This is a genomic window from Duganella sp. Leaf61, assembly GCF_001421905.1.
GTDB classification, from domain to species: Bacteria; Pseudomonadota; Gammaproteobacteria; order Burkholderiales; family Burkholderiaceae_D; genus Rugamonas; species Rugamonas zoogloeoides.
This window is the reverse complement of sequence record NZ_LMLM01000029.1, coordinates 125,150-137,094: the sequence shown is the minus strand read 5'-3', so window position 1 is coordinate 137,094 and position 11,945 is coordinate 125,150. Positions and strand designations below refer to the sequence as shown.

The following is an 11,945-nucleotide window of genomic DNA, read 5'->3' as shown; positions in this document are numbered from 1 at the left end:
GCTTGCTCTCCTGATCACACCAGCCGCCCGGCGGCAATCGTGATCGTGCGGCCGCAGCGCGCAGCCATCGATTGGTCGTGCGTGACCAGTACCAGGGTGGAGCCATGCTGGCGGTTTAATTCGAACATCAGCTGGATCACCGCCTCGCCGGTGGCCGCATCGAGGCTGCCGGTCGGTTCGTCGGCAAACAGCAACGGCGGTTCGCTGACGAACGCGCGCGCCAGCGCCACGCGCTGCTGCTCGCCGCCCGACAGATATTTGGGATAATGCTTGAGGCGCGACGACAGGCCCACCCGGCCCAGCATCGCCTCGGCCTTGTCGCGCGCGCCTGCCACGCCGGCCAGTTCCAGCGGCAGCATCACGTTTTCCAGCGCGGTCAGGTGCGCCAGCAACTGGAACGACTGGAACACAAAGCCCAGCTTTTCCTTGCGCAGCGCGGCGCGGCCGTCTTCATCGAGCGCATAGATATCGACGCCGTCCAGGATCACCTTGCCGGCGCTGGGCGTGTCCAGCCCGGCCAGCAAGCCGAGCAAGGTGGACTTGCCGGAACCGGACGCGCCCACGATGGCAAGCGTCTCCGCCCGTTGCACGGTAAAATCGACCTCATGCAGGATCGTCAGTTCGCCGCTGGCGTCGGCCACGCGCTTGGCGAGGCCGCTGACGACGATGGCGGCCGAGGCGTGGTTCGCCGCAGCACTGGCGGCGGTCACATCGGCTGCGTTGAATCCGGGACCATCCGGCACGAAATTGGAAGACGCTTTAGGGAAATCAGGCATGCGCAATATGGAAATGAAGTTAGCAAAGAAACTGAGTGTACACGTCGCGGCGGCCTGGCTCATGGTGGCGGCAGCGGCGAGCGCTCATTCTGCACCAAAAACCGTCCTCGTGCTCGGCGACAGCCTCTCTGCGGAGTACGGCCTGGCCCGGGGCACGGGCTGGGTCGCGCTGGCCGAAAAGAAAGTAAAAGACCAGAAACTCGATGCCGAAATCGTCAACGCCAGCGTCAGCGGCGAGACCACCAGTGGCGGCCGTAGCCGCTTGCCAGCCCTGCTGACCAAGCATAAGCCGGCGCTGGTGGTGATCGAACTGGGCGCCAACGACGGCCTGCGCGGCCTGCCGGTGGCTGCGGCCCAGGCCAATCTCAAGGCCATGGCGGATACTGCCGGCAAGTCCGGCGCCAAGGTGATGCTGATCGGCATGCGCATTCCGCCCAACTATGGCCGCGACTATTCCGACAAATTCTACGCCATGTACGGCACCCTGAGCCGCGAGCTGAAAGCGCCGCTGGTGCCGTTCATGCTCGACGGCGTAGCGGAAAAGACCGAGATGTTCCAACCCGACCGCCTGCACCCGCTGGCCGAAGCCCACCCTACCATCCTCAACAATATCTGGCCCGTGCTGGAAAAATCGATCAAGGCAAAATGAAATATCCGGAAGTGCTCGGCATCGCCGAGGTCCTGCCCCAACTTGCCAGCTTCGACGCCATCATCGACGCCCGCAGTCCGTGCGAATACGCGCAGGACCACCTGCCCGGCGCCATCAATGCACCGGTGCTCGACGACGAGCAGCGGATACGCGTGGGCACCATGTACAAGCAGGTGGGCTCGTTCGAGGCCAAGAAGCTGGGCGGTGCGCTGGTGGCAAAAAATATCGCCAACCACATCGAGCAGCTGTGGCTTGAACAACCGCGCGAATGGCGCCCGCTCGTGTACTGCTGGCGTGGCGGCAACCGCAGCGGCGCCATGGCCCACATCCTGTCCAAGATCGGCTGGCCCGTGGTACAGCTCGACGGCGGCTACAAGGCGTTTCGCGCCGAGGTCAACGCTGCGCTGGAATTGGCGCCACAACTACGCTTCAAGGTAATTTGCGGCACCACCGGCAGCGGCAAGAGCCGCTTGCTGGAAGTGCTGGCCGCGCAAGGTGCGCAAGTGCTGGACCTGGAGCAACTGGCCGCCCACCGGGGCTCGGTACTGGGCCACCTGCCCAGCCAGGCACAACCGAGCCAGAAGGCGTTCGAGACGCGCATCTGGGACTGCCTGCGCCGGTGCGACCCGGCGCTGCCGGTGTTCGTGGAATCGGAAAGCAAAAAAGTCGGCAACCTGCGCGTGCCGGCCGCGCTGATGGACACCATGCGCGGCGCCGACTGCATCGCGCTCACTTTGAGCCGCGCCGACCGCGTGCGGCTGCTGATGGAAGACTATGCGCATTTCCTGGTCAGCCCGGCCACCCTGAATGCGCAACTCGAACATTTGACGGCCTTGCATGGCAAGGAAAAGATACGCCGCTGGCAATCGATGGCCGACAGCGGCGCCATGCCGCAGCTGGTCGATGAATTACTGGCCGAGCATTACGATCCTGCCTATTTGCGCTCGATCGACCGCAATTTCGTGCGGTATGGCGATGCTGTGCCGCTGGCGCTTGGCGATATCGGCGCCGCCGACTTTCTGGCGGGTGCGCGCTTCCTGATCGAGAACGTGCACTGAGTTTTTTTGCAGGTGCAATAAGAAAGGGCCGCGTCATGAACGCGGCCCTTTTTACGTGTTGCTGATTACTCTTTAACTTCCGTCACGGTGGTGGTGACGATAGGCTTGAGGATCTTGACCTTGGCGCGCTGCTTGAGCAGCTCGATGTACTCGTACATCTCTTGCTGGGCAATGATGGTGCCGATCTGTTCGGCTTCCTGCTTGCGTCGCTCGGCATCCTGCTCGGCAGGCTGTTGCACCTTGCCGATACGGTACACGCTGTAACCCATCCCTGGCAGTTCCACGCCCACGTAGGCTGGCAGCTTGCTGGTATCGGCTTTCATCACTTCTTGCAGGGCCACACCGTTCAGGCCTTCCGGCTTGCTGCGCGACACCAGCTTGGCAGGACCGAAACCGGCGGCATCGCCGGCCTTCCTGGCGGCAGCCAGTTTTTCGGCGCCGGCCTTGCTGGCCAGCTTGGCGGCTTCTTCCATCGTCACGCGCTGGCGGATCGCCGCGTCGACTTCGGCCAGCGGACGCTTAGAGGCCGGTTTGAACTCGACGATACGGCCGGCAACCAGGGTGCTTGGCGCCACTTCGATCGCTTCGGTATTGCTCTTCTTGGTGATCGAGTCGTTCGAGAACAGCGCAGTCAGGAACTTGGCGTTGTTGTACGGCGCAGGGCCAGCTTGCGGCGACGGCGTGCGCGAGATATTGCTGGCGGTCTCGATTTTCAGGCCCAGCTTGTCGGCAGCCGGCTTCAGGCTGTCCGATTGCTCGTACACGGTGTTGGTGAACGCTTCAGCCATTTCCGAGTATTTTTTCGACGCCTGCGAGGTTTTCAGTGCATCGGCCACTTCGGTTTTCACCGATTCCAGCGGCTTGACCACGGCAGGCTTCAATTCGGTCACGGTCAGCACGTGGAAACCATAGTCCGACTGCACCGGATCGCTGATCTCGCCCTGCTTGAGCTTCATCACAGCAGCTTCCAGCGGCGCCGGCAGGCTGCCCTTGGTCACGTAGTCGAGGTCGCCGCCCTGCTCGGCCGAAGGATCTTCGGACTTGGCCTTGGCAATCTTGGCGAAGTCGCCCGGCGTTTTGCGTACTTCGGCAGCAATCGCTTCGGCCTTGGCCTTGGCGGCTGCCACGTCGGCAGCGCTTGCGCCTTTTTTCAGTGCCACCAGGATGTGCGCAGCACGGCGGCTTTCCGGGGTGGTGAACGCGGCCTGGTTGGCCTCGTAGTATTTCGCGATGTCGGCGTCGGTGACTTTTACCTGGCTCAGCACGGCGTCGTTGTTGAGCACGACGTATTCGATCTTCGCTTGTTCTGGGATTTCGAAGAACTTGCTGTTCTTGTCGTAAAACGCCTTGACCATGGCGTCGGTCACTTTGACTTGCGGCACGAACTCGGTGATCGGCAGCGCCAGTTCCTGCACCTCACGCTCTTGCGAACCGATGTTCGACAGCGTGGTCGCGACCGTGCGCGGCGCGAAACCGGTGCTTTGCACGGCGCCGCCCAGCTGTTGCAGGGCCATGTCGCGGCGCATGCGAGCGTCGTTCATGGCCGGCGTCAAGCCTTGCGACGCCAGGATGGCCTTGTAGCGTTCCATGTCGAAGTTGGCGGCGCCGCCAAACAGGTCCATGATTGCGCGCTGCAGTTGCGCATCGCTGATGGTCAGGTTGGAACGGGTTACTTCCACGCCGATCGCGCGTTCGGCGATCAACTGGTCGAGGATGTTTTGCTTGAACTCGGGCGTGTCGAACATTTTCTGGTCGAACTGCTCGCCCATGCGCTGACGATAGCTGTCGAGCTGGTTACGCAAGGCATTGTCAAATTCTTGCTGGGTCAGCGGTTGACCGCCGACTTTGGCGATGGTGGTCGCATCGTCGCCAAAACCTTTGTAGCTTTCGAGACCGACTAAGGCAAACGACGGGACGATGATGATCGCCAGGAGAATCTGCATCAAACGTTGATGATTACGAATAAATTCAAACATGGTCAGCCAATTCGGATTGATAGGGACTTGCACATACAAAAATGGCGAACTCGCGTCCGCCAATTCCACCGGATTTTACAGCGCACACACCTCTATAGCAAGGGTAATCATGGCAGCTTGCTATGGGCGGCGAGCTCGTGTTTAAGCTGAAATTAATCAGTTTTAAGATTATCTTGGCGAAATATAACGCACAAAAGAAAAACCCCGCAGCTATTACTAGCTGCGGGGTATCTTGTTCTTGGCGGAGCGGACGGGACTCGAACCCGCGACCCCCGGCGTGACAGGCCGGTATTCTAACCAACTGAACTACCGCTCCTTTGGTACTTCCATTTACTGCTTTTGCTGCACAATCTAACAAGCTGCTGGCGGAGCGGACGGGACTCGAACCCGCGACCCCCGGCGTGACAGGCCGGTATTCTAACCAACTGAACTACCGCTCCAGCAAACTTACTAGGTGCAACATTTTACTACAGGTCACTACATTTTGCAAACCCTGGTGGGCGGTGAGAGGCTCGAACTCCCGACCTAAGCCTTGTAAGGGCTCCGCTCTACCAACTGAGCTAACCGCCCCAGTTTTTGCCATCGCAAGCAGCCTTGTTACCTTGGCTGCTCACCGAAGTCCGTTAGTTTACAGCATCTTTCAAAGCTTTGCCAGCTTTAAATTTAGGAACTTTTGCTGCTTCAATGGTGATCTCTTCCTTGGTGCGCGGATTGCGGCCGGTACGGGCGGCGCGTTCGCTCACGGAGAAGGTACCGAAGCCGACCAGGGTCACGCTGTCGTTCTTTTGCAGGGTGGTGGTCACGCCGTCGATTACGGCATCCAGCGCGCGCGCAGCAGCAGCTTTCGAGATATCAGCGGAAGTAGCGATATGGTCGATCAATTCAGTCTTATTCAAAGCAGTTCCCCGTCACATAAGTTATAACATTTAGCCCGTCGGTTTATCGTTGATGCATTTGATAAATCGCGGCCGAGAAAAATCTCAGGCCGTATTAAACAAGCCAGCATACTTCCCTGTCAAGGTTGACACTGTAGAAAAGTAGGTAAAAATAAAAAACAGGCGCCATAAAAGCGCCTGTTTTGGTAAAACAAGATACTAAAAACGAATAAGTGTTAGTGCTTTACCACTTCCGTTTGGCCGTCGGGTTTGGCAGCGGCAGCAGCCACCGCTTCCACCGGCGCGGTTTCCGTCAGCGGTTCAGGCTGGCGTTCCAGGGCCACTTCCAACACCTTGTCGATCCAGCGCACCGGCACGATCTCGAGCTTGTTCTTGACGTTGTCCGGGATGTCGGCCAGGTCCTTGACGTTCTGCTCGGGAATCAGCACGGTCTTAATGCCACCGCGCTGGGCCGCCAGCAGTTTTTCTTTCAGGCCCCCAATCGGCAATACTTCGCCGCGCAACGTGATCTCGCCCGTCATGGCCACGTCGGCGCGGACCGGAATACCCGTGAATACCGACACCATCGCCACCGTCATCGCCGCGCCGGCCGAAGGACCGTCTTTTGGCGTTGCGCCTTCCGGCACGTGGATGTGGATGTCGCTCTTCTCGAACACTTCGTTCTTGATGCCGAGGCGGTTGGCGCGGCTGCGCACCACGGTGCGGGCCGCTTCGATCGACTCTTTCATCACGTCGCCCAGGGTACCGGTGCGGATCACGCCACCTTTACCAGGCATCGACACGGCCTCTATGGTCAGCAGATCGCCGCCCACTTCGGTCCAGGCCAGGCCAACGACTTGACCGATCTGGTTTTCTTTCTCGGCCACGCCGAAATCGTAGCGGCGCACGCCCAGGAACTTGTCCAGGTTTTTCGGCGTGACCAGCACTTTTTTGTCGGACTTTTTCAGCAGCAGCATCTTGACGACCTTGCGGCAGATCTTCGAGATTTCGCGTTCCAGCGACCGCACACCGGCTTCGCGGGTGTAGTAGCGGATGATGTCGCGCAACGTGGCTTCCGATACCGAGATTTCCTCTTCCTTCAGGCCGTTGTTCTTGATCTGTTTAGGGAGCAAGTAACGCAGCGCGATATTGGTCTTCTCGTCCTCGGTGTAACCGGACAGGCGGATCACTTCCATGCGGTCGAGCAGCGCCGGCGGAATGTTATACGAGTTCGACGTCGCCACGAACATCACGTCCGACAGGTCGAAGTCCACTTCGATGTAGTGGTCCGAGAACGTGTGATTCTGTTCCGGGTCCAGCACCTCGAGAAGGGCCGACGACGGATCGCCACGGAAATCGGCGCCCATCTTGTCGATCTCGTCGAGCAGGAACAACGGGTTGCGCACGCCGACTTTCGACAGCGATTGCAGCACCTTGCCCGGCATCGAACCGATGTAGGTACGACGGTGACCGCGGATCTCGGCCTCGTCACGCACGCCGCCCAGGGCCATGCGCACGAACTTGCGGTTCGTGGCGCGGGCGATGGACTGGCCCAGCGAGGTTTTACCCACGCCCGGAGGACCAACGAAGCACAGGATCGGTGCTTTCAGTTTGTCCACGCGTTGTTGCACCGCGAGGTATTCCAGGATGCGTTCCTTGACCTTGTCCAGGCCATAGTGTTCGCCTTCCAGCACTTTCTCGGCGTTCGACAGGTCGTTGTTGACCTTGGATTTTTTCTTCCATGGCAGGCTGACCAGCGTGTCGATGTAATTGCGCACGACGGTGGCCTCGGCCGACATCGGCGACATCAGCTTGAGTTTTTTCAGCTCGGCGGTGGCCTTGTCCAGCGCTTCCTTCGGCATCTTGGCCAGCACGACTTTCTTCTCGAGTTCGTCCAGGTCGGCGCCGTCCTCGCCCTCGCCCAGTTCTTTCTGGATGGCTTTGACTTGCTCGTTCAGGTAGTACTCGCGCTGCGATTTTTCCATCTGGCGCTTGACGCGGCCACGGATGCGTTTCTCCACTTGCAGGATGTCGAGCTCGCCTTCGAGCTGGCCCAGCAGGTGCTCGAGGCGCTTGGCCACGCTGAAGATTTCCAGGATGACTTGTTTCTGCTCGAGCTTGAGCGGCAGGTGCGCAGCCACGGTATCGGCCAGGCGACCGGCGTCGTCGATGCCCGACAGCGAGGCCAGGATTTCAGGTGGAATCTTTTTGTTCAGTTTGACGTACTGGTCGAACTGCTGAACGATGGCGCGGCGCATCGCTTCGATTTCCGAATCGTCGCCCAGCTCGGAGTCGAGCGGCGTCAGGTCGGCCACGAAGTGCGTTGGCGTGTCGGTGATCTTGTTGATGCGTGCGCGCTGGGCGCCCTCGACCAGCACCTTGACGGTGCCGTCCGGCAGCTTGAGCATTTGCAGAATATTGGCCACGCAGCCGATTTCGTAGATATCGGAAGCAGAAGGTTCATCCTTGGCAGCCGCCTTTTGCGCAGCAAGCATGATGCTCTTGCCCTGCTCCATTGCGGCTTCCAGCGCCTTGATCGATTTCGGGCGTCCTACGAACAGCGGTATCACCATATGCGGAAAAACGACGACATCCCGCAACGGCAATAACGGCAGTTGAGTTTGCTCTGTTAATTTGGAAGTTGTCATGGCGTACCTTATGTGAAAGCGTGAAGATGATGTGGCGATGGTCTGCCCAATCACAAGACCGAACTACAAGAAATAATACTACGGATGAAAGAATATTGCCCTGAGCGTAGTCACGTGACGGTCTCGCTGATAATCCAATAAAAAAAGCCACGCGCAACAGCTGCTGTCACGCGTGGCTTTTCGATGGAAGCCTGCTCTGTCTTGATTTAAATTGTACTGCCTGGCCCGGACGATGCGAAAAGATTTTTACATCGATCCGGGATAAGTGTGCACCTCTTAATTAATTCTCACCAGAGGCTTTCGCCTGTTCCTGGTAAATCAATAAAGGTTTGGCGCCGCTGGTAATGGTATTTTCATCAATAACCACTTTTACGACATTGGTTTCATTCGGCAGCTCGTACATGGTATCGAGCAGCGCATGTTCCAGGATCGAGCGCAGGCCACGGGCGCCGGTCTTGCGCGCCAGCGCCTTTTTGGCGATCGCGTGCAGGGCGGCCGGACGAATTTCCAGCTCGGCGCCTTCCATGTCGAGCAGCTTGGCGTATTGCTTGACCAGCGCGTTCTTCGGTTCGACCAGGATCTGGATCAGCGCTTCTTCGGTCAGCTCGGCCAGGGTGGCAACCACCGGCAGACGGCCGACCAGTTCGGGAATCAGGCCGAACTTGATCAGATCTTCCGGTTCCGCATCGAGCATCACTTCGCTGTTGCTGCGCTCTTTCTTGCTCTTCACGCTGGCCGAGAAACCGATGCCCGATTTTTCGGAACGGTTGGAAATGACCTTGGCCAGGCCGTCGAACGCACCGCCGCAAATGAACATGATGTTGGTGGTGTCGATCTGCACAAAGTCCTGGTTAGGATGCTTGCGACCGCCTTGTGGCGGCACCGAGGCCATGGTGCCCTCGATCAGTTTCAACAGCGCCTGCTGCACCCCCTCGCCCGACACGTCACGGGTGATCGACGGATTGTCCGACTTGCGCGAAATCTTGTCGATCTCATCGATATAGACGATGCCACGCTGGGCTTTTTCCACATCGTAGTTGCAGCTTTGCAGCAGCTTCTGGATGATGTTTTCCACGTCTTCACCCACGTAACCGGCTTCGGTCAGGGTGGTGGCGTCGGCGATCACGAACGGCACGTTAAGCATGCGCGCCAGGGTTTGCGCCAGCAGGGTTTTACCCGAGCCGGTAGGGCCGACCAGCAAGATGTTGCTCTTGGCCAGTTCGATATCGTCTTTTTTGCCGAGGTGCTTGAGACGCTTGTAGTGGTTGTACACCGCCACCGACAGGATGCGCTTGGCCGTTTGCTGGCCGATCACGTACTGGTCGAGCAGATCCTTGATCTCGTTCGGGGTGGGCAGGTCCGACTTGGCGCCGGTCACCGATTCCACGGCCGAAGTTTCGTCGCGGATAATGTCGTTACACAGATCGATGCACTCGTCGCAGATGAACACCGACGGCCCGGCGATCAATTTCTTTACCTCGTGCTGGCTCTTGCCGCAAAACGAGCAGTACAGTAATTTTTCGCCGCTGGAGGTTTTTTTGTCTGACATGGGGCAATTTTCTCTAGTTACAGGAGGCAAGCATGAATGCAGAAATGTCCGCTAAGCCACATGCTACCCGAAATAAAAACGAAACGCCCGAACGTTTGATCGCCCGGGCGTTTCATGGCAATTCGTCAGCGATATTGCGGAGATCGCGCAGCCCGCAGATCAGGCACGATTGGTCAGTACCTGGTCGATAATGCCGTACTCTACCGCTTCTTCGGCCGACATGAAACGGTCGCGATCGGTATCCTTGGCGACCTGTTCGATCGATTGACCGGTACGGTCAGCCATGATCGAGTTCAGGCGATGGCGCAGATACAGGATTTCCTTGGCCTGGATTTCGATGTCCGACGCCATGCCTTGCGAACCACCGGAAGGCTGGTGAATCATGACGCGCGAGTTAGGCAGCGAGAAGCGCTTGCCCTTGGCGCCGGCAGCGAGCAGGAAGGCGCCCATGGACGCGGCGATGCCGGTGCACAGGGTGGACACTTCAGGCTTGATGAACTGCATGGTGTCGAAGATCGCCAGGCCGGCCGATACCGAACCGCCAGGGGAATTGATGTACAGCGAGATGTCCTTGTCCGGATTTTCGCTTTCCAGGAACAGCAGCTGGGCCACGATCAGGTTGGCCATCTGGTCGTTGACAGGGCCAACGAGGAAGATCACGCGTTCCTTGAGCAGGCGCGAGTAGATGTCGTAGGAGCGCTCACCACGGCCACTCTGTTCGACCACCATCGGAATCAAGCCGAGAGCTTGGGTGTCCAGTGCCGGATTACGGTCGGGGGTACCAAAATAACCAGTCATTCTTTTTCCTTGTGAAGCAGCTAGGGCCCAGAGGGAGGAACGGCGGCGTCAGCGATATCGCCCCGCTTGCGCGGAACGACGATGCTTGCGCCGCCGATTGCACTCTATTCTAGCCTAGCTGGATTACGCTTGTGCGTTGCTTCCCATCAGTTCGTCAAAGGCAATACCTTTGGCCGAAGTTTTCGACAGGCCCAGCACGTAGTTGACGACGTTTTCTTCCAAAACAAGGGCTTCGACTTCAGCCAGACGACGACGATCGCTGTAGTAGTACTTCAGCACTTCGCGTGGATCTTCGTAGCTTTGGGCGAAGTCTTCGATTTGCGCTTTGACTTGCTCAGGCTGGGCTTGCAGATTGTTTTCGCCGACCAGTTGCGACAGGATCAGGCCCAGGCGTACGCGACGCTCGGCCTTGTCTGCGAACAGTTCTGGTGGGAATGGCACGTCCTTGACGTTCATGCCGCGCTGCGCCATGTCCTGGCGGGTGATTTCAGCCAGACGCTCGGTGTCCTGGGCGATCAGCGACTGTGGCACGTCCAGGGTGGCGGTTTTCACCAGCGCATCCATGACGGCTTCCTTGTTGCGTGCTTTCACACGGCCAGCGACTTCGCGTTCCAGGTTGACTTTGATGTCTTCGCGCATTTTGGCGATGTCGCCGTCAGCCACGCCCAGCGACTTGGCGAACTCGCCGTCAACTTCCGGCAGGTGCGCCCATTCCAGTTTTTTCAGGGTGATGGTGAACGAGGCGGTTTTGCCGGCCACGTCTTTACCATGGTAGTCCTCTGGGAAAGCCAGTGGGAAGGTCTTGGCTTCGCCAACTTTCAGGCCGATGGTCGCAGCTTCGAATTCCGGCAGCATGCGGCCTTCGCCCAGCACGAACGGGTAGTCTTCAGCTTTGCCGCCCGGGAATTCAACACCGTCGATCGAGCCGACGAAGTCAACGGTAGCGCGGTCGCCGTTGGCAGCAACTGGCTCGCCGCCGTCGCCGTGCTCGCCAGCTTCGCCCTTGGTGTGGAAGTGCACGCGCTGCTTGCGCAGGATGTCGATGGTCTTGTCGATTTCGACGTCGGTGACGTCAGCTTTGACGGTTTCGATTTCCACGGTGGTCAGGTCGCCGACCTGCACTTCCGGGTAAACTTCGAAAGTTGCGTCGAAGGACAGCACGCCGGCTGGCGACTCTTCCTTCGGCACGATGTTCGGGTAGCCGGCAACGCGCAGTTGGGCTTCGTTCGCGGCGTCGTTGAAAGCACGGCCAACTTTATCATTCAGCACCTCGGTTTCGATCTGATAACCGAATTGTGCTGCGACCATTTTCATAGGTACTTTGCCCGGACGGAAGCCTGGTGCTTTAGCCGTTTTGGCTTGCACTTTCAGGCGCTTCTCTACTTCAGCGCGGACTTCGGTCAGCGGGAAGGAGATCGTGATACGACGTTCGAGTTTGCCCAAGGTTTCGACTGCAGTTGCCATGTAAAAATCGTCCAAAAAAATATAATACAGTTGGTGCGAGGAGGGGGACTCGAACCCCCACACCATTGCTGGCGTCAGGACCTAAACCTGGTGCGTCTACCAATTTCGCCATCCTCGCGGCATGTTTGCACAAAAGCAAAGGGCGACCCGTA

Annotated in this window: 9 protein-coding genes and 4 tRNA genes; 2 read left to right on the top strand and 11 right to left on the bottom strand. The window is 58.7% G+C overall.

All coding sequences use genetic code 11. The features are described from left to right. Positions 1–14 precede the first annotated feature (14 nt). Positions 15–743, bottom strand: coding sequence for an ABC transporter ATP-binding protein (locus tag ASF04_RS18730; RefSeq protein ID WP_056145050.1), 729 nt, complete (start codon positions 741–743; stop codon positions 15–17). Positions 744–774: 31 nt separating this feature from the next. Between ASF04_RS18730 and ASF04_RS18725 the strand changes: the two genes are divergently transcribed. Both ASF04_RS18725 and mnmH read left to right on the top strand, forming a co-directional pair. Further along, the gene (locus ASF04_RS18725; RefSeq protein WP_056145048.1) at positions 775–1,425 is read left to right on the top strand and encodes an arylesterase; all 651 of its coding nucleotides are present in this window, start codon (positions 775–777) and stop codon (positions 1,423–1,425) included. Next, on the top strand, positions 1,422–2,483 hold the full coding sequence (gene mnmH / locus ASF04_RS18720; RefSeq protein ID WP_056145045.1) for a tRNA 2-selenouridine(34) synthase MnmH: 1,062 nt from the start codon (positions 1,422–1,424) through the stop codon (positions 2,481–2,483). The genes ASF04_RS18725 and mnmH overlap by 4 nt, the downstream gene beginning before the upstream one ends. 65 nt (positions 2,484–2,548) lie before the next feature. Here the strand turns inward: mnmH and ASF04_RS18715 are convergent, their stop codons facing one another. From ASF04_RS18715 to ASF04_RS18670, 10 genes are all read right to left on the bottom strand, one after another. Then, positions 2,549–4,459 (bottom strand): SurA N-terminal domain-containing protein, encoded by a 1,911-nt coding sequence (locus ASF04_RS18715; protein ID WP_082488893.1) that lies wholly within the window; start codon positions 4,457–4,459, stop codon positions 2,549–2,551. 239 nt (positions 4,460–4,698) lie between these two features. After that, a tRNA-Asp gene (locus ASF04_RS18710) sits at positions 4,699–4,775 on the bottom strand. A 47-nt stretch (positions 4,776–4,822) separates the two neighbouring features. Then, positions 4,823–4,899 (bottom strand) — tRNA-Asp (locus tag ASF04_RS18705). A 54-nt stretch (positions 4,900–4,953) separates the two neighbouring features. Then, a tRNA-Val gene (locus tag ASF04_RS18700) sits at positions 4,954–5,029 on the bottom strand. A 53-nt stretch (positions 5,030–5,082) separates the two neighbouring features. Next, a complete protein-coding gene (locus tag ASF04_RS18695; protein WP_019921008.1) occupies positions 5,083–5,355 on the bottom strand; it encodes an HU family DNA-binding protein in 273 nt (90 codons plus the stop codon). Positions 5,356–5,570: 215 nt separating this feature from the next. Further along, positions 5,571–7,982 carry an endopeptidase La gene (gene lon / locus ASF04_RS18690; protein WP_056145039.1) on the bottom strand — a complete coding sequence of 804 codons (2,412 nt, stop codon included), beginning with the start codon at positions 7,980–7,982 and terminating at the stop codon, positions 5,571–5,573. Between the two features lie 280 nt (positions 7,983–8,262). Next, complete coding sequence (clpX, locus tag ASF04_RS18685; protein ID WP_019921006.1) at positions 8,263–9,531, bottom strand: ATP-dependent Clp protease ATP-binding subunit ClpX; 1,269 nt, start codon at positions 9,529–9,531, stop codon at positions 8,263–8,265. Positions 9,532–9,690: 159 nt separating this feature from the next. After that, the gene (gene clpP / locus ASF04_RS18680) at positions 9,691–10,329 is read right to left on the bottom strand and encodes an ATP-dependent Clp endopeptidase proteolytic subunit ClpP (RefSeq protein WP_056145035.1); all 639 of its coding nucleotides are present in this window, start codon (positions 10,327–10,329) and stop codon (positions 9,691–9,693) included. 123 nt (positions 10,330–10,452) lie between these two features. Beyond that, positions 10,453–11,793: a trigger factor gene (gene tig, locus ASF04_RS18675; protein ID WP_056145868.1), complete on the bottom strand. Its 1,341-nt coding sequence runs from the start codon at positions 11,791–11,793 to the stop codon at positions 10,453–10,455. Between the two features lie 31 nt (positions 11,794–11,824). Beyond that, a tRNA-Leu gene (locus ASF04_RS18670) sits at positions 11,825–11,911 on the bottom strand. Positions 11,912–11,945: the final 34 nt, after the last annotated feature.

What these genes read in the sequence shown, in the direction of transcription:
- ASF04_RS18725 (WP_056145048.1), top strand. Translation starts at nt 775, where the DNA reads ATGCGCAATATGGAAATGAAGTTAGCAAAGAAACTGAGTGTACACGTC.
- mnmH (WP_056145045.1), top strand. Translation starts at nt 1,422, where the DNA reads ATGAAATATCCGGAAGTGCTCGGCATCGCCGAGGTCCTGCCCCAACTT.
- ASF04_RS18715 (WP_082488893.1), bottom strand. Translation starts at nt 4,459, where the DNA reads ATGTTTGAATTTATTCGTAATCATCAACGTTTGATGCAGATTCTCCTG.
- lon (WP_056145039.1), bottom strand. Translation starts at nt 7,982, where the DNA reads ATGACAACTTCCAAATTAACAGAGCAAACTCAACTGCCGTTATTGCCG.
- clpX (WP_019921006.1), bottom strand. Translation starts at nt 9,531, where the DNA reads ATGTCAGACAAAAAAACCTCCAGCGGCGAAAAATTACTGTACTGCTCG.
- clpP (WP_056145035.1), bottom strand. Translation starts at nt 10,329, where the DNA reads ATGACTGGTTATTTTGGTACCCCCGACCGTAATCCGGCACTGGACACC.
- tig (WP_056145868.1), bottom strand. Translation starts at nt 11,793, where the DNA reads ATGGCAACTGCAGTCGAAACCTTGGGCAAACTCGAACGTCGTATCACG.